14 protein-coding genes are annotated in these 16,353 nt (G+C 65.5%); 5 read left to right on the top strand and 9 right to left on the bottom strand.

The window, feature by feature from the left end; genetic code table 11:
• Window positions 1-10 precede the first annotated feature (10 nt).
• Window positions 11-358, top strand: coding sequence for a DUF1304 domain-containing protein (locus MG068_RS15865; protein ID WP_132810636.1), 348 nt, complete (start codon window positions 11-13; stop codon window positions 356-358).
• Window positions 359-387: 29 nt separating this feature from the next.
• Here the strand turns inward: MG068_RS15865 and MG068_RS15860 are convergent, their stop codons facing one another.
• The 4 genes from MG068_RS15860 to MG068_RS15845 form a co-directional block, all read right to left on the bottom strand.
• Entirely contained in the window at window positions 388-792 is a 405-nt protein-coding gene (locus tag MG068_RS15860) for a hypothetical protein (protein ID WP_132810635.1), read from the bottom strand.
• A gap of 6 nt (window positions 793-798) precedes the next feature.
• Window positions 799-1,278: a hotdog fold domain-containing protein gene (locus MG068_RS15855; protein ID WP_121504652.1), complete on the bottom strand. Its 480-nt coding sequence runs from the start codon at window positions 1,276-1,278 to the stop codon at window positions 799-801.
• Between the two features lie 75 nt (window positions 1,279-1,353).
• Window positions 1,354-3,831: an acyl-CoA dehydrogenase gene (locus tag MG068_RS15850; protein ID WP_071228206.1), complete on the bottom strand. Its 2,478-nt coding sequence runs from the start codon at window positions 3,829-3,831 to the stop codon at window positions 1,354-1,356.
• The gene (locus MG068_RS15845; protein WP_032130065.1) at window positions 3,828-4,745 is read right to left on the bottom strand and encodes an alpha/beta fold hydrolase; all 918 of its coding nucleotides are present in this window, start codon (window positions 4,743-4,745) and stop codon (window positions 3,828-3,830) included. The genes MG068_RS15850 and MG068_RS15845 overlap by 4 nt, the downstream gene beginning before the upstream one ends.
• 141 nt (window positions 4,746-4,886) lie before the next feature.
• Here MG068_RS15845 and MG068_RS15840 point away from each other — a divergent pair, with 141 nt between their 5' ends.
• A complete protein-coding gene (locus tag MG068_RS15840) occupies window positions 4,887-5,489 on the top strand; it encodes a TetR/AcrR family transcriptional regulator (RefSeq protein WP_006464233.1) in 603 nt (200 codons plus the stop codon).
• A gap of 136 nt (window positions 5,490-5,625) precedes the next feature.
• On the opposite strand, the gene MG068_RS15835 is transcribed toward MG068_RS15840, so the two are convergent.
• The 3 genes from MG068_RS15835 to hslO all read right to left on the bottom strand — a co-directional run bounded on the left by MG068_RS15835 (window position 5,626) and on the right by hslO (window position 10,629).
• Window positions 5,626-8,388: a TonB-dependent receptor plug domain-containing protein gene (locus MG068_RS15835; protein WP_132810634.1), complete on the bottom strand. Its 2,763-nt coding sequence runs from the start codon at window positions 8,386-8,388 to the stop codon at window positions 5,626-5,628.
• A gap of 382 nt (window positions 8,389-8,770) precedes the next feature.
• Complete coding sequence (locus tag MG068_RS15830; protein ID WP_049401414.1) at window positions 8,771-9,619, bottom strand: XOO1806 family protein; 849 nt, start codon at window positions 9,617-9,619, stop codon at window positions 8,771-8,773.
• Window positions 9,620-9,735: 116 nt separating this feature from the next.
• Window positions 9,736-10,629, bottom strand: a complete 894-nt coding sequence (gene hslO, locus MG068_RS15825) for an Hsp33 family molecular chaperone HslO (protein WP_132810633.1) — start codon at window positions 10,627-10,629, stop codon at window positions 9,736-9,738.
• A 77-nt stretch (window positions 10,630-10,706) separates the two neighbouring features.
• Between hslO and mtgA the strand changes: the two genes are divergently transcribed.
• From mtgA to MG068_RS15810, 3 genes are read left to right on the top strand one after another with little or no spacing between them, the layout of a single operon-like run.
• Window positions 10,707-11,456, top strand: coding sequence for a monofunctional biosynthetic peptidoglycan transglycosylase (gene mtgA, locus MG068_RS15820; RefSeq protein ID WP_032130069.1), 750 nt, complete (start codon window positions 10,707-10,709; stop codon window positions 11,454-11,456).
• Between the two features lie 57 nt (window positions 11,457-11,513).
• Window positions 11,514-12,533 carry a glycosyltransferase family 2 protein gene (locus tag MG068_RS15815; protein WP_049401430.1) on the top strand — a complete coding sequence of 340 codons (1,020 nt, stop codon included), beginning with the start codon at window positions 11,514-11,516 and terminating at the stop codon, window positions 12,531-12,533.
• Window positions 12,493-12,924, top strand: a complete 432-nt coding sequence (locus MG068_RS15810) for a CBS domain-containing protein (RefSeq protein WP_019336409.1) — start codon at window positions 12,493-12,495, stop codon at window positions 12,922-12,924. The genes MG068_RS15815 and MG068_RS15810 overlap by 41 nt, the downstream gene beginning before the upstream one ends.
• A gap of 560 nt (window positions 12,925-13,484) precedes the next feature.
• Here the strand turns inward: MG068_RS15810 and MG068_RS15805 are convergent.
• Both MG068_RS15805 and trhA read right to left on the bottom strand, forming a co-directional pair.
• Window positions 13,485-15,458: an AsmA family protein gene (locus MG068_RS15805; RefSeq protein WP_132810632.1), complete on the bottom strand. Its 1,974-nt coding sequence runs from the start codon at window positions 15,456-15,458 to the stop codon at window positions 13,485-13,487.
• Between the two features lie 82 nt (window positions 15,459-15,540).
• The gene (gene trhA, locus MG068_RS15800; RefSeq protein WP_014038156.1) at window positions 15,541-16,179 is read right to left on the bottom strand and encodes a PAQR family membrane homeostasis protein TrhA; all 639 of its coding nucleotides are present in this window, start codon (window positions 16,177-16,179) and stop codon (window positions 15,541-15,543) included.
• Window positions 16,180-16,353: the final 174 nt, after the last annotated feature.

The following is a 16,353-nucleotide window of genomic DNA, read 5'->3' as shown; positions in this document are numbered from 1 at the left end:
GGAACCGCCCATGTACTGGATCGCACTCGCCCTGACTCTGCTGGTCGCCCTGCTGCACGTCTATTTTCTGGTGCTGGAAATGTTCCTGTGGACCCGCCCGCTGGGCCTGAAGACCTTCCGCAACACGCCCGAGAAGGCAGAGACCACGCGCGTGCTGGCGGCCAACCAGGGCCTGTACAACGGCTTCCTGGCGGCGGGCATCGTGGTGGGGCTGGTGATCGATCAGCCGGTGCTGGTGACGTTCTCGCTGGCCTGCGTGGTGGTGGCCGGGTGCTATGGCGCCTACAGCGTGAGTCGGCGCATTTTCATGATCCAGGCGGTGCCGGCGATCCTGGCACTGGTGTCGCGAGCGTTCTGAAGTCGGCGCGTGCTGGCAGGCGCCGCCGCTCAGCGGCTGATGGCGCGCATGAAGCCCAGCCACATTGGCACGGCATGCAGCGCCGCACCCAGCACGAACAGGCCCGTCAGCAGGTGTATGCGCCAGTCGTTGATGCGCAGGAAGACGAATTGTTCAAGCGCGCGGCCCACCCAGAACACGGCCATGAAACCCAGCAGGACCAACCCCAGACGAGTGTCGACCAGGTCCGGGGCAAAGATCAGCGCAATCAGCCCCATTCCCAGGAACACATAGATCACGCGCAGATTGAGGATCTGCATGATCGCGCGGTTGACTGTGCCGAGCTGGGCGAGCTCGCGTTTCCAGCCGAACAGCCGCCAGAACGCCAGATGGAAGGCGGCAAACCCCAGGCTGTGAATGCCTGCCAGGCGCACAAGCAGTTCAGCGGTCGTCATGGTTGATCAGCCTGTGCGCGGAGGGCGCGGCGATACCCACATCGCGATGGTCGCATGGAACACCTCGGTCCCTGCCGCATCGGTCACGCTGACCTTCACGGGCAGGTCGTAGCCGTCCGCAGCACTGACGATGGACAACATGGGCGTCGCCACGGCCTTCAACGTGCCCAAGGCCTTGGCCTGGTATTTCACTTCCATGCCCTTGGGGATCCAGCGCATGTCTGCCGGCAGGCTGGCGTCCACCATCACCCCGCCGACCAGCTCGGCCAGGTTGCACATCGCGATCGCATGTACCGTGCCGATGTGGTTGTTGATGCGGCGGTGCTGGCGGATCACGCCTTCGCAGCGGCCTGGCTCCAGTGCGGTGATGGTGGGTGCGATGCTGGCGAAGTAGGGCGCCTTGAAGCACACCGCGCGCGAGAACAGCCAGTTGCCGGCAGGCCAGCGCTGCAGGCGGTGGTAAAGCGAGAGCAGGGGCGTGGACATGGTTGATGTTCCGGTCGGCGGATAAAGCGACGGCGGGCCGAGGCCCGCCGTCGTGGCAACGCGTGTCGCGGGCGATCAGGCCGCCTGCGAATGCGGGTCCTTGTGCTGGCGGTCGTAGTAGCTGGCCGCGCGCAGTTCGTGAGTGTCGAAGTCGTCCACGGTGATGGTGTCCAGGGTCAGCGTGCGCAGTTCTTCCAGCAGGCTGCGCTCGTCCTGGGTGATGACGCCTTCGGCCACGGCCTCGTCCAGCTGGCTCTTGAAGTCCAGCGCTTCGATGCCCTTGCTCTTCAGCGCCTTCAGGAACTTGCGCTCCACCGGCTCGGCCATGATCGCCTTGCTCAGGTAGCTGTTGATACGGCCGCCCGGGTTGTTCTCGCACGGGGTCAGGAACACGCCGCTGGCCAGACGGTCGCGGGCTTCGTTCGGCGCCATCAGCAGAGCGGCAACACGGCGGCTCAGGCGGTCGCCGGGGGCCTCGGCACGACGGCCCAGCGGGAAGATCAACGCCCACATCAGCCAACCGATCGGACGGATCGGGAAGTTGCGCAGCGCGGCCGACAGCGATTCTTCGATCTTGTGCACGCTGTCATGGAAGGCCCAGGCCAGCAGCGGCTGGTCGGCCTGCGGTGCGCCTTCGTCGTGGTAGCGCTTGAGCATGGCGCTGGTCATGTAGACGTGGCTCAGCACATCGCCCAGGCGGCCGGACAGCGATTCCTTGAACTTCAGCTTGCCGCCGAGGGTCATCATCGAGATGTCGGCCATCAGCGCCAGGTTGGCCGAGTAACGGTCCAGCTTGCGGAAGTAGCGGCGGGTGTAGGCGTCACCCGGGGCAGCACCGAAGCGTGCACCGGTCAGGCCGAACCAGAACGAACGCACGGCATTGGAGAGGCCATAGCGGATGTGGCCGAACAGGCTGCGATCGAACTCCTGCAGGCCGGCACGGGTATCCGGATCCTGCGCAGCCTTCATTTCCTTCAGCACCCACGGGTGGCAGAGGATCGCACCCTGGCCGAAGATCAGCAGGCTGCGGGTCATGATGTTGGCGCCTTCCACGGTGATCGCGATCGGCGCGGCCTGCCAGCTGCGGCCGGCGAAGTTGCGCGGCCCCAGGATGATGCCCTTGCCGCCGATCACGTCCATCATGTCCGAGATCACTTCGCGGCTCATGTTGGTGCAGTGGTACTTGGCGATCGCCGACGGCACCGACGGCACGTCACCACGGTCAACCGCCGCCGCAGTGGCCTGCGACAGTGCGCTGATCTTGTACGCCTTGCCGCCGATGCGGGCCAGCGCTTCTTCCACGCCTTCGAAGCGGCCGACCGACAGGCCAAACTGCTTGCGGATGCGTGCATAGGCGCCGGTCACGGCGGCACCGGCCTTGGCACCACCACTGGCGGTGGACGGCAGGGTGATCGAGCGGCCCACGGCCAGGCACTCGTTGAGCATGTTCCAGCCCTTGCCGGCCATGGCAGCGCCACCGATCAGCTGGGTCAGCGGAATGAACACGTCCTTGCCGCGGATCGGACCGTTCTGGAACGTCGAGTTCAGCGGGAAGTGGCGGCGGCCGATTTCAACACCGGCGGTGTCGCGCGGCAGCAGGCCCAGGGTGATGCCGATGTCGCGGGTATCGCCGATCAGGCCATCCGGATCGTACATGCGGAAGGCCAGGCCGATCAGCGAGGCAACCGGGGCCAGGGTGATGTAGCGCTTGTCGAAGGTCAGCTTGACGCCGAGCACCTGCTCGCCGTTCCACTCGCCCTTGCAGACGATGCCGTAGTCCGGAATCGAGGTGGCGTCGGAGCCGGCGAACGGACCGGTCAGGCCGAAGCACGGCACTTCGCGGCCATCGGCCAGGCGCGGCAGATACTGGTCCTTCTGTTCCTGGGTGCCGTAATGCACCAGCAGTTCACCCGGGCCCAGCGAGTTGGGCACGCCGACGGTGGAGCTGACCACCGAAGACACCGACGCCAGCTTCTGGATCACCTTGTGGTGGGCCAGCGCGGAGAAGCCCAGGCCGCCGTATTCCTTCGGGATGATCATGCCGAAGAACTTGTTCTTCTTGATGAAGGCCCACAGTTCCGGCGGCAGGTCGGCGTGGACGTGGGTGATTTCCCAGTCGTTGACCATGGCGCACAGCTCTTCCACCGGGCCATCGAGGAAGGCCTGTTCTTCGGCGGTCAGCTGCGGCTTGGGATAGTTGAGCAGGATGTTCCAGTCCGGATCACCGGTGAACAGTTCACCCTCGAAACCGACCGAGCCGGTTTCCAGCGCGATGCGCTCGGTCTGCGACAGTGGCGGCAGCACCTTGCGGAACACCTTCATCATCGGGCCGGTCAGCAGCGGCTTGCGGATGAACGGCAGCAGCAGCGGCACGGCGATGACGGCCAATACAGCGGCTGCGACGATCGTGGCGGTCTGGTTGACGTAGGGAATGAACCAGCAGGCGGCCAGCAGGGCCACGCTGATCAGCGTCCAGGTAACCAGCCGCATGCGGTGGTAGGCGACGAACGCGCCTGCCAGCAGCAGGGCGAGGAAGGGAAGAACGATGCTCATGAGCGTGCTCCGGTGACGTGCTCGTTTGTGGCGGACGAAGCCGCAGCGTCTGCTGCGGGCAACACGTCCAGATAGTCCAACACAGTAGCGGTAAAGGCGTCGTTGTCATCGCCGGCGACCATGTGCGTGGCCTGCGGCAGCTGTACATGGCGCGCGTGCGGCGCCAACGCCAGGAATTCGGCCACGGTCTGCGGCGTGACCAGATCGCTGCGACCGCCGCTGACCAGCAGCAGCGGGCACTTTACCTGGCGCGCGGCTTCGGCCAGTGCGTCCTGGTGCTGTTCGCTGTCGCGGGCCAGTTCGGCCACCAGGCGCGGATCCCAGTGCCAGCGCCAGCGGCCGTGACCGTCTTCGCGCAGCAGCGCGCGCAGCGACTGCTCGGATTTGCGCGGACGGTGCGGCATGTAGGCCGAGATCACGTCGGCGGCCTGGCTCAGCGAGGCGAAGCCGTCGGGATGGGCGGTCATGAAGGCGAGGATGCGCTCGACACCGGCGGTATCCCAGCGCGGGGTGATGTCGACCAGCACCATCGCCGAGAACAGGCCCGGCCAGCGCGACTCGGCCAGCAGACCGAACAGGCCCCCCATCGAGGCCGCAACCAGCACCGGCGGGCGTGGCTGTTCGCCAGCCAGCACGATCAGGTCATCGGCGAACTGTTCGCCGTGATAGGGCAGGTCGGCGGCATTCCAGTCCGAATCGCCGTGACCACGTGCGTCATAAGCCAGCGTCTGCAGGCCGGCTGCAGACAGGGCACGCGCGGTGGCATTCCAGGCGTGACGGGTCTGGCCGAAACCGTGCGCGAACAGCACCCGGCCACGACGACCGTGGTCGCTGGCAGTGGCGGCGAGGCGGGCACCATGGGCCGCCTCCAGGTGCAGGTCATGGAACGCAGCGGGAGTAGGGGACGTAACCATACTTGCTAGTATGGATCGCTTGTGAGGGAAGTCAATACTGCATCGTATGGTGCGGTGCGGCAGCCCTGCGGGAGAGCCCTTTGACGGTTTCGCCCGCAACGGCGTACTGCAACGAACCCCGGCGTATGGTTAAATCAGCCCATGAATCAACCTGACGCTTCCGCCGGCGAACCGCGCGCCGGCCGCAACAGCCGCCTGAGTGCCGAAGACTGGGCCCAGGCGGCCCTCGACCTGATTGCTGAACAAGGCGTAGGCGCCGTTGCGGTGGAACCGCTGGCGCGGCGCCTCGGCGTGACCAAGGGCAGTTTCTATTGGCATTTCCCCTCGCGTGACGCCTTGCTGCAGGCCGCGCTGGAACGCTGGGAACTGTTCGAACAGGAACAGGTGTTCGGCAGCCTGGAAGACGTGCCGGACCCGCGCGTGCGCCTGCGCCAGCTGTTCCAGATGGTGGCGCATGAAGTGCAGCCGCACATCATCTACAGCGAGCTGCTGAAGGCACTGGACCATCCGATGGTGCGTCCGGTGATCGACCGCGTGTCGCAGCGCCGCCTCGACTATCTGATCGCCTCGTTCCGCCAGGCAGGGCTCAGCTCGACCGATGCGCGCCACCGCGCACGCCTGGCGTACGCGGCCTATGTCGGCTTCCTCCAGCTGTCGCTGCAGCTGCAGCAGCCCAAGCAGGCGCGCGAGGATTTCGAGGCCTATGTCGAGCATCTCATCGAGACGCTGATTCCGAACGGTTGAAGATCGCCGTATCTGGTCACGAGAAAGCCGCGGCATTGCCGCGGCTTTTTTCTTGCGTGCCACACGTATTGCCGGAGGCACAAAGAGCAACGGCCCCTTGCGGGGCCGTTGCTGCATCAGCTGATCAGTGGATCGATCAGAACTTCTGCTTGTACTGCATGTACATGTAGCGGCCCGGCAGGTCGTACTGCGGGTCGAACATGTTGTACGAGGTCGAGTACGAGACCGGCGGGTTCTTGTCCCACACGTTGTTCAGGCCGACCATGATGGTGCCCTTCCACGGCGTGTTATAGCGGAACTGGACGTCGTGGTAGGTCGTGGCGCCCATGTGGTTTTCGCGGTTCTCGGGATCCGAGCAGTAGTTGCGCAGCGAACCACCCAGCAGGCAGGACTCGGTCATCCCCGACTTGTAACGCAGGCCGTAGTTGACGCCGAAATCACCATAGGACCAGTCGACGTACAGGTTGGAACGGATGCGCCAGTACGGATCCTGGTCAAGGTAACGTCCCTGGCGACCTTCGACCTGCGAGTCTTCCGTGGCCTTGGTTTCCCACTTGCTCAGGTAGGTGCTGTCGAGGGTGACGGTGAACTGGCCGATCGAGGTTTCCGGCAGGCGGTACAGGATGCCCAGATCCCAACCTTCCACCTTGTACGATGCCAGGTTCTGCAGCGGCATGTTGACGTTGGTGATGGTGTAGTGCTCGGCGGTGGTGCCGTAGGCCGGGTCACGGGTGATCAGGCCGCAGTAGGCTGCCTGCTCAGCCGGCGAGCCGCCGTAGCAGTAGTTCATGATGTCCTGGATCGCCGGACGGGTGATGGCGTCCTCGATCTTGATCTGCCACCAGTCCAGCGTGACGTTCAGGCCGGTCACGAAGCTCGGGCTCCACACCAGGCCCAGCGTCTTGCTGGTCGAGGTTTCCGGCTTCAGGTTCGGGTTGGACTTCCAGGTGAACGGCTCGGCGGTCTGCGCGGCACCGGACTGCGGCACGCCATCATCGTCGCGGGTATTGGGCTGCACGAAGCCAGCCGGAACACCCTGGGCAATACACTGCGCCAGCACTGCACCGGTCGGGCCGTTGGCGGCCGCACACGGATCGGCGTAGGTTTCGAACGAATCGCCATCGCCTGCGAACAGGTTGCTGATGCTCGGCGCGCGGAAGCCTTCCGAGTAGTTGCCGCGGATCATCAGGTCGTCGATCGGCTTCCAGCGGAAGCCGAACTTGTTGTTGGTGGTGTTGCCGAAGTTGCTGTACTTCGAGTAGCGGGTTGCCGCGCTGAAGTCGAGCAGCTTGGCGCCCGGCAGATCGGCCAGCACCGGGATCGACAGTTCCAGGAAGAACTCATCCAGGTCATAGCTGCCCTTGGTCGGCTTGGCGCCGTTGCCGGTGCTCAGGCCCGCAGCAATGAAGGCGTCCGGATCGAACTGGCCGGATTCCTTGCGGTACTCGTAGCCCGCAGCGAACGCCAGGGCACCTGCCGGCAACTGGGCGATCTCGCCGGAGATGTTGGCGTAGTAGCCCTTGGATACCAGGTTGGAGGAATCGTGGGCGGTGAACGAGGTGTAGTCGATGGCGCCCTGGCTGATCGAGCCTTCCGGACCCAACGCATTGACCGGTACGCAGCCCGAGATGATGTCGCCACCCGGAGCGGTAACGCACACCGGCACGCCGCCACGAAGCTCGGACGGGCCGTAGGCGTTACGCAGGTTGGCCAGGTTGAACAGGCCGTAGGTCAGGTCGTTCTGGTCGGTCTTGTCGTAGCGGTAGCCGACATCCCAGTCGAAGTTGCGATCGGCGAATTCGAAGAAGCCTTCGAAACCACCGTAGAAGTGCCAGTTCTTGACGTTCTGGTTGAACGAACGGCCGCCGCTCTCGTTGAAGCGACGGTTGACGCCGGTCAGGTCTTCACCGGTCGGGTTGTACATGCTGTCCTTGCTCAGGCGCATGCCGGTGACGGGCATGGCGGCCAGCAGCTGCTCGGACTTGCGCTCGTTGTACATCGCCTCGGTGCGGAAGGTGACGTTGTCGGTGATGTTGTACGAGCCCGATGCGAACAGCGAGGTACGTTCCTGCGGCGTCAGCAGGTAGTTGTCCGGTGCGGTGTTGTAGCCGTGGACATTGGCGTTGAACGGCGTTTCCACGCCATTGATCTGGACATAGCGCTCGTCATTGCGCAGGTAGGAACCCGGCATGCCGGTGCTGCTCTGGCCGTCGAAGAACGGCGGGCCACCGGCGGAGATCTTGCGATCGCCAGCCATGACCTTGTCTTCCTTCACGTAGGAGACACCCAGCATCAGCGACGCACGGTCGGTGGTGGTGCCGATGGTGAAGTCGGCTGCTTCGCGCTCGCCGTCACCAGCGCTGTACTGGCCCTTGTAGAAGTTGGCTTCCGCGCCATCGAAGTTCTGCTTGGTGATGATGTTCACCACGCCGGCGATGGCGTCCGAACCGTAGATGGTCGATGCACCGTCCTTCAGGATGTCGATGCGCTCGATCATCGCGGTCGGGATGGTGTTCAGATCGACGCTGCCATCCAGGCCGGTGGTCCAGCGGCGGCCGTTGACCAGCACCAGGGTGCGTGCAGAACCGAGGTTGCGCAGGCTGATGCCGGACGAACCATCACCGCCGTTGTTGAACGTACGGTTCAGGGCGGCACCGTTGGCGGCAACGCGCTGCAGGATGTCGGCGACCGAGGTCACGCCCTGCTTTTCGATGTCGGCGCGGGTCAGGCTCAGGACCGGCTGCGAGGTTTCGATGTCGGTGCTCTTGATGCGCGAACCGGTGACCGAGATGCGGTCAAGGTTGGTCGCTTCCTGGGCCTGGGCGGTGGCAGTGGACGCCACACCGGCAACGAGCGCGACCAGAACGGCATCGCGCAGCTTGTTGGACTGGAAATTCATTGGCTCTCTCTCTCCAAGAAATCTTGGCTGGGTTAATGCCCGGCGGGGGAGCGAAAAGCGCTCCCAAATCGCGAGGCTGAGCCGATAGTAGCGGGCGTTCGCCAAGAATTAAAGCTGCGTTAATCAAGTCTATGATTTTGGTAAAAATGAAAATTGATGGATGAAATCAAGGGGTTGAATCGCAGGTGACATCACTCTGTCTCGTTTGTTAGCGCAAAGTGACGAAAAAAGTTTCCGTTGATGTGTATCGCAGTATGTCGACGTGAATTGCGCGGTATCCAATTCGTCGAAAAGCGCTCTGCGTGTATCACGAACGCGCATACGCAACGGGCGCCTTTCGGCGCCCGGGAGAAGTCACTGCAGGAAGACCCAGGAGGTGGGGTCAGAGATCCTGTTCGTAACGCACGTACGGCACGGTGCCGTCGTCGTTGCTTTCATTGCGGGGGGAGAAGGGATTCTTGCCGCGGCTGATCACGTTCTCGGCGCCAACGGTAAGTTGGCCAGACCACGGGGTACGCCAGGTCAGGCCGATGCCCAGGCCCTCCCACTTGCCGGGCTTGCCCGGCACGTCGATCACGCGGCCGATGATGCTGCCGGTGAAGTTGCCGTAGCCGGCGCCGATGCTCAGGCTCTTGCTGTCCCAACGGTCGACGATGGACGGTGCGGCGTCGGCCAGCGGCACCAGGCGCGCCTTGGCGTAGGTACCGGCAATCGAGACAAAGCCCTCGCGGCCGATGTTCTTCTGCGCGAATACGGTCAGGTCGTTCTGCTCGGCGCGCAGCGAGGGGGTCTTGTTCGGGCCGGACAGCCACGCCGGAAGTGTTTCACGTCCGGTGCCGGCGGTGATGCCGAGGCGGCCGCTGCCGCGGTTCAGCGCGGCGGTACCGGTGAAGCGGCGGCTGTTGAGGTCGTCGTCGTCACCCAGGCTGGCCAGCATGCAGTGACTGGCCAGGCCGCTCATGCTGGTCCCGCTGCTGCTGTTGCAGAGCAGGCCCAGTGAGTCGCCGGAGGACAGGCCGAAGGCTGCATCCAGCGAGTTGCGGCCGAAGTGCCAGCGGGCGCCGGCGGCCTGTTCACCGGTGGGCTCCAGGTACAGCAGGGCCTCGACCTTGCCGCTGCCCTTGTTCCATACCGGCAGCACGGTCCGGGTGTCCTTGCTCTGCGCGTGCACGCCCGTGATCGCGCCAAGGGCGATCAGCAGGGCCAGCGGTAGACGCAGGAAGGTACGCATCGGACCAGTTCAGACAGGGACGGACAACGGAAGTTCCCGCGGAGACGGGAACTTGATCCTAGGGTGTTTATGAATTCTTAACAAGCCTTGATCCCCCCAGATGCAAGACAAGCCGTTTACTGAAGCCGTTCAGGCGCCGGTACAGTCCCCTCGGCACCGTGGAACAGTATGCCGAACTCCGTCAAAGGAAAGTGATACTCCCGCCCGCAGAATTCGCAACGGACCTCGACGGCGCCGGTGTCCGCGGCTGCGGCACGGGCCTCGTCCTCGCCCAGCGACTGCAGCATCGACGCGACCCGCTCGCGGGAACAGGAGCAGGCGAAGGACAGCGGCTTGCCGCCCATCAGTTCCGGCTTCTCTTCGTGGAACAGGCGGTGCAGCAGCTGCTCGGCCGGGGTGGCCAGCAGCTCGGCTTTGCCCAGGGTCTCGAACAGGGCGCTGGCACGCGCCCAGCCGTCCTCGTCACCCTCGTCACCCGGCAGCTTCTGCAGCAGCAGGCCGGCGGCGCCGTTGCGGTCGGCGGCCAGCACCAGGCGGGTCGGCAGCTGTTCGGACTGGCGGAAGTAGTCCTCGAAGGCCTCGTCCAGCTCCGGTGCGGTCAGCGCGACCAGGCTCTGGTAGCGCTGCGGCTCGCGCGGGTCCAGGCCCGGGTTCTCGATGGTGATCGCGAGCAGGGCGTCATCACCCAGGCTGGACAGGTCGCGCGGCGCATCGGTGCCCTCGCTGAGCTGGGCGATGCCGCGCAGGGTACCGACAGCGGTGCACTCGGCAAACAGGGTGCGCAGCGCGGTGCTGCTGCGCAGCTGGATCGAGAGGCGGCCATCGATCTTGGTGTGGCCGGTGAACAGCGCCGAGGCCACGCAGGCCTCGCCGAGCAGTTCGGCGGCGGTATCCGGGTACTCGGCGTGGGACAGGATCTCCTGCCAGGTCGCCTGCAGGCGCACGTGGACGCCACGGACGCCAGCGTCGGGAAGCAGGAAGCGGATCAGGGAATCGGGGTTGGCGGTCATCGGCTCACATCGCGCGTAAACGAGGGCGGTTGCCGGATAATGCGCCGACAACCGGATAGAAGAAGGATGCACCAGTAATGGGGGCAGGGGGAGAGCAGCACAAGGTGGAGGCCATCGCGGAAGTCCCGCGCCGCAGGCGCTGGCGCTGGAAACGGCTGCTCTGGCTGCCGCTGCTGCTGGCCGCTTTCAGCTGCCTGCAGGTACTGGTGCTGCGGTTCATCGACCCGCCGGTATCCACGGTCATGCTATGGCGCTATGGCGAGGCATTGGGGGAGGCCGACTGGTCCTATCGCCTGCATTACCAGTGGCGCGACCTGGACCAGATGGCAGCGAGCCTGCCGATCTCACTGGTGGCCGCGGAGGACCAGCGCTTCCCCGACCACAATGGCTTCGACCTGCAGGCCATCGAGAAGGCCCGCGACCACAACGCCAAGGGCGGACGCCTGCGGGGGGCCAGCACGATCAGCCAGCAGGTCGCCAAGAACCTGTTCCTCTGGCAGGGCCGCAGCTGGATCCGCAAAGGCTTGGAAGTCTGGTACACGGTGCTGATCGAAGCACTGTGGCCGAAGGAACGGATCCTGGAGATGTACGCCAACATCGCCGAGTTCGGCGACGGCGTCTATGGCGCGCAGGCGGCGGCGCAGACGTTCTGGGGCAAGGATGCGTCCCGCTTGAGTCCGGCCGAGAGTGCACGGCTGGCGGCGGTGTTGCCGGCACCGCGGCGCTACAACGCGGCAAAGCCAGGGCCGTACGTGCAGCGGCGCGCGGCATGGATCCAGCGCCAGGCACGGCAGCTGGGCGGCGCGGCTTACCTGTCGGAAGACTGAGGACACCTGCCCTCGGGGCGGCAGGCCATGCACCTGCAGGCAACGTACAATCCGGGCATGAACCGCGAACGCCTTACTTTCGTCATCGCCGCCTACAACGAGGAGCAGGCGCTGCCGTGCCTGCATCCCCGCCTGTGTGCGGTGCTGGACGGAATGCCCGACATCGATGGCCACATCCTGTATGTGGACGATGGCAGCCACGACGGTACCTGGCAGGTGATCGCAGGATTGGCGCAGGACGACGCGCGCGTATCGGCGTTGAAGCTGTCGCGCAATTTCGGCAAGGAGGCCGCGCTGACTGCCGGCCTGGATCTGGTGCGCGACGGCGCGGCGATGATCCTGGATGCCGATGGCCAGGACCCGCCGGAACTGGTGCCGCAGTTCGTTGCGCGCTGGCGCGAGGGCCATGACAACGTCTATGGCACGCGCATGGCCCGCGATGGCGAAGCCTGGATCAAGCGCGCCACGGCGGCGGCGTTCTATCGGGTGATCGGTCGCCTGTCACGCACGCCGATCCCTGCCGACACCGGTGATTTCCGTCTGTTGTCGCCACGCGCGCTGAGTGCGCTGCGCGAGATGCGTGAACGCCACCGCTTCATGAAGGGCCTTTTCAGCTGGGTCGGATTCAAGCGTATTGCTGTGCCCTACCACCGTCACGCGCGGGTGGCCGGCTCCAGCAAGTTCAGCCTGTGGCGGCTGTGGAACTTCGCGCTGGAGGGCATCACCGGGTTCTCGACCGTTCCCCTGCGGGCGGCGACCTACATGGGCCTGGCAACGGCGGCGGTGGCCTTCGTATTCGGCGTGTGGGTGATTGCCAAGGCGGCCCTGTACGGTGACCGGGTGGCGGGTTGGCCGACGATGATGGCGGTGATCCTGTTCCTGGGCGGGGTGCAGTTGATCGCGCTGGGCCTGATCGGCGAGTACCTGGGACGGCTGTACGAGGAATCCAAGCAGCGCCCGTTGTACCTGGTTGACGCGTGGCTAGCATCCGCCGTGGCAGACTCGGCCCTGCAACCCACCCTCGGAGGGCAGGCAGATGACCACGGTACGGCAACTGTTGGACGGCAAGTCTCCTGAAGTACATGCGGTCGCGCCGGATGCGGCGGTGATCGATGCGATCCGGTTGATGGCGGAAAAGGGCATTGGCGCGGTGCTGGTGATGGATGGTCCGCGGCTGGTCGGGATCCTTTCGGAGCGCGATTACGCGCGCAAGATCGTGCTGCGTGATCGTTCGTCGCGGGATACGGCGGTGGCCGAGATCATGACGGCGAAGGTGGTGACGGTCTCGCCGGGCGAACAGGTAGAGCATTGCCTGCAGCTGGTGACCGACTACCGCATCCGCCACCTGCCGGTGGTGGAGGGAGCACAGGTGCTGGGGGTGATTTCCATCGGCGACCTGGTGAAGTCGGTGATCGATGCGCAGCGGCGCGAGCTGGATCAGCTGCAGCAGTACATCGTGGCAGGGTGAGTTGTTCGCTGGCGGGCCTGCGGCCCGCCGGCCCGCTTTTCGAAGCTCAAAGCCAAAGCAGCGCCTTCCTGCTACGTCGGAGGGCGGAGGGCATGGCCGTGCAGGACACGCCGTAAACCCCGCTCCGCGGTCCGGCCCAGCCGCTGGCGGCTGTGCGTTCGGGCGCTTGCGAAGCAGTGCTTCGCAAGCAAAGCGTCCTCACCCATGGGGGGCTCGATCGGCGCATCCATGCGCCTCACGGTCCTGCCCAGCCGCACCCTCCGCCTCTGGACACGTTCTTGCGAGCGCGGTGCGCACATACGCGGTGGCTCGCCTTTGGTAGCTGCCAACCTTGGTTGGCAACAGCTTTTGACTTTGCTTTCTTCTTTTGACTTTGAATTTCGCTCTCGTTCCGCGCGCGCTGGAAACTGTCCGGAGCCGGAGCAAGGCGGCAGGCAGGACCGTGAGGCGCATGGATGCGCCGACCGAGCCTACAGGGACGTATTTACGGCGTGTCCTGCCTGTCGCCTTGCTCCGGCTCTACGCGCGGGAAAAGAGGCGCCGCGAACAACGCTGTAAACCTACTTCGCATATTGCCCACCGCAGTCGGCATCCTTCCCCGGCCCCAGTTCGATGGTCGCCAGCAACGCCGCCGGTGGGGCGATGCTGCCCAGTGCCAGGGCCACGGCTCCCCGGATGCCCAACGCCTTGAAGTCCGGTCGGAATGACGGGTCCTTGAACGTGCCACTAATGTGCAGTGGAGAGCGCAGTACCAGGATGCTCTTGTCCTTCGGGCGCGGTTTCAGCAGCAGGTCCAGGGTCTCGTCGCGCAGGCTGACCGTGCCTTCGCCGATGAGGATCGTATCGGTAGTGTCCACCGCCAGCGCCTGGCTGGTCATCAGGCCGTCGCGCACGCCGAAGTCGGCGAAGGCGCAGCGCAGGGGAATCTGTTTGTCGCCGGTCACCAGGAATTTCAGTGATTCGGTGATGTCCAGCCCTGCAAGTTCCATCACCAGGTTGCCGACATGGCCGCGGCCCATCGCCAGGCCGACCTTGCCACTGCTGCTGCCGAGCATCGCGGCGATCGAGTTGCCGCGGCCGCTCAGGTCCACCTCGCCGCCGATGCCGCCCTTGGCCTGCTCGGCCAGTTTCGCGTCCGGAAGCAGCTGGCCGAGCTGCACGCCGCGCACGCTGGCCTTCAGGGCGGTGCTGATCTGCGGACGGCGCGCGTCCATGCGGATCGTGCTGCGGATATCGCCTCCGGCCACGCCGAAGTTCAGCGGGTCCAGCCGCAGTACGCCGTCATCCAGCAACAGGTGCGCATCCATGTCATCCAATGGCAGCGATGGCGCGTTGATGCGGTGGGCCTTCCAGCGTACGTCGGCATCCATCGCACGCAGCTTGCCGAGGTTGTAGGGCGTGTCGGGCAGCACGCGTGCGCGGGCGGCAACCCGTGCGGCCTCGGCCTTCTGTTCGGCGTTGGCGGTTTCGCCGCCGCCGGTTTTCGGTGGGGCACCGACGAAGCCGGCAAGGTCATCGAAGTCCAGGCGCTTGGATTCCAGCGTGGCGGTCAGCCGCGGCCGAGCGCCGCCCGCTTCGAACTGCAGATTGCCACCGAGGTCGCTGTCGCCGACCTTGCCGGTGAAGGCGTCGTAGCGCCAGACGTTATGGTCACGCTTGAGCCGGCCGTTCAACGCATAGGGTGGCGACGGCGGAATGGCAATGCCGAGCAGCGGATAGAGGTCGGCGAGGTCCTGGCCGCTGAGCGCAAACTGCAGATCGAACACGCGCAGCTGGAAGGGGTTGGTCAGCGTGCCACTGGCTACCGCGTGGGTGGCGCCTGCTCGGCCATCGAGATGGATGCGGAACGGATGGTCGCTGTCGGTCAGCTCCAGCGGTGATTCCGTGCCGCCACGCAGGGTGAACGGATTGCCCTGCCAGTGTCCCTTGCCCTGTACCAGCAGCGGTGGCGCCGCATCGGCCTGTTTCGGCTGGCCGCTGCGCACGTCCACGCGGATATCGGTACGGCCGAGCGCGTCGAGGAACTGCAGGCGACCGTCATCGATGCGCAGCCGTTTGAGCTGGGGGCTGGGCCCGCCGGCGCTGTCACCGAGGAAATCCCAGTTGCCCGGTTCGCCCTTGCGCGGGGCGGTTTCCAGCAGCACGTCCGGCCGGGTCAGGCGTACTTCGGGCAGCTGCACGCTGCCACGCAGCAGGGGCCACACCCGCACGTCGATCTCGACGCGGTCTGCGGTGGCCATATCGGGTTGCTTCGCCCAGCTGGCATTGGCGAAGGTGATCGCATCGGCGCGGATCGTACTGGTGCGGCCGAGGTCGACATCCAGGTGGCCAATGTGCAGCGCGCGGCCGGTGCGGGCCTGCACTGCGCGCTCTACCGGGCCCTTGAACCAGTTCCAGTCCCACAGCGCGATCAGTACCAGCAGCGCGGCCAGCAGGAAGGTGAGCAGGGCCAGCCAGCGCTGGCCTCGCGGGCCGGGGCGGCGGAGGCGCCAGCGGGTCGTGCGCCTTGCAGCAGGGGAGGCGGCAGCATTCACGCTGCCATGGTTGCCCCTTCATCGTGGACGGGGCGCGAAGCGTCCATGTGCGCGGCGTGCACACGCCACGCGCGGGCAGGTGCTACAGCACCTGCATGGTGACCGCGACGAAGTGGCAGACGCTGCCACCGATCACGAACAGGTGCCAGATCGCATGCGAATAGGGGATCGATTCGCGGTGGTAGAAATAGGTGCCCAGCGTGTACGACAGGCCGCCGGCCAGCAGCCAGCCCAGCGTCCAGCCGTCGATCGAGGCCAGCATCGGCTTGACCGCCACGATCACCAGCCAGCCCATGGCCACGTAGATGGCGGTGGACAGGCGCTTGAAACGGCCGGTGTAGAACAGCTTGAACACCACGCCGGCCAGGGCCAGGGTCCAGATCGCGGCGAACAGGCCCCAGCCCCACGGGCCGCGCAGGCCGATCAGGGTGAATGGGGTGTAGGTGCCGGCGATCAGCACGTAGATCGCGCAGTGGTCGAACACTTTGAGCCGCCCCTTGGCGACCGGGTGCTGGATGGCGTGGTAGAGGGTGGAGGCGGTGTACAGCAGCAGCAGCGCGATGCCGAACACGATGGCGCCGGCCAGCTGCCAGCCATCGCTGTAGATGGCGGCCAGGGTGATCAGCACCGCGCCGGCACCCAGCGCGAACACGGCACCGAGGCCGTGGGTCAGGGCGCTGGCGATTTCTTCGCGGATCGAAGCAACGGAAGTCGTGGACATGACGTAGGCATCGTTCGCGGGGAGGGGGACCCGCGTCCCCCTATCATCGCCGCGATGGCCGCCGTGTGCACGCCCGTCACCGTATGGTGGGTGAATCCCTGCGTTGCGCCGATGAATCCGTGAGCGGTAGATCCACGCCATGCGTAGATGAAGCCCCGGCAGCGCTGGGGTCAG

Origin of the sequence: Stenotrophomonas sp. ASS1 (assembly GCF_004346925.1) — a bacterium.
In the GTDB taxonomy this organism is placed as follows: Bacteria; Pseudomonadota; Gammaproteobacteria; order Xanthomonadales; family Xanthomonadaceae; genus Stenotrophomonas; species Stenotrophomonas maltophilia_A.
The sequence above is the reverse complement of the archived record's forward strand: the minus strand, read 5'-3'. Positions and strand labels throughout refer to the sequence as shown.

What these genes read in the sequence shown, in the direction of transcription:
- MG068_RS15865 (WP_132810636.1), top strand. Translation starts at nt 11, where the DNA reads ATGTACTGGATCGCACTCGCCCTGACTCTGCTGGTCGCCCTGCTGCAC.
- MG068_RS15860 (WP_132810635.1), bottom strand. Translation starts at nt 792, where the DNA reads ATGACGACCGCTGAACTGCTTGTGCGCCTGGCAGGCATTCACAGCCTG.
- MG068_RS15855 (WP_121504652.1), bottom strand. Translation starts at nt 1,278, where the DNA reads ATGTCCACGCCCCTGCTCTCGCTTTACCACCGCCTGCAGCGCTGGCCT.
- MG068_RS15850 (WP_071228206.1), bottom strand. Translation starts at nt 3,831, where the DNA reads ATGAGCATCGTTCTTCCCTTCCTCGCCCTGCTGCTGGCAGGCGCGTTC.
- MG068_RS15845 (WP_032130065.1), bottom strand. Translation starts at nt 4,745, where the DNA reads ATGGTTACGTCCCCTACTCCCGCTGCGTTCCATGACCTGCACCTGGAG.
- MG068_RS15840 (WP_006464233.1), top strand. Translation starts at nt 4,887, where the DNA reads ATGAATCAACCTGACGCTTCCGCCGGCGAACCGCGCGCCGGCCGCAAC.
- MG068_RS15835 (WP_132810634.1), bottom strand. Translation starts at nt 8,388, where the DNA reads ATGAATTTCCAGTCCAACAAGCTGCGCGATGCCGTTCTGGTCGCGCTC.
- MG068_RS15830 (WP_049401414.1), bottom strand. Translation starts at nt 9,619, where the DNA reads ATGCGTACCTTCCTGCGTCTACCGCTGGCCCTGCTGATCGCCCTTGGC.
- hslO (WP_132810633.1), bottom strand. Translation starts at nt 10,629, where the DNA reads ATGACCGCCAACCCCGATTCCCTGATCCGCTTCCTGCTTCCCGACGCT.
- mtgA (WP_032130069.1), top strand. Translation starts at nt 10,707, where the DNA reads ATGGGGGCAGGGGGAGAGCAGCACAAGGTGGAGGCCATCGCGGAAGTC.
- MG068_RS15815 (WP_049401430.1), top strand. Translation starts at nt 11,514, where the DNA reads ATGAACCGCGAACGCCTTACTTTCGTCATCGCCGCCTACAACGAGGAG.
- MG068_RS15810 (WP_019336409.1), top strand. Translation starts at nt 12,493, where the DNA reads ATGACCACGGTACGGCAACTGTTGGACGGCAAGTCTCCTGAAGTACAT.
- trhA (WP_014038156.1), bottom strand. Translation starts at nt 16,179, where the DNA reads ATGTCCACGACTTCCGTTGCTTCGATCCGCGAAGAAATCGCCAGCGCC.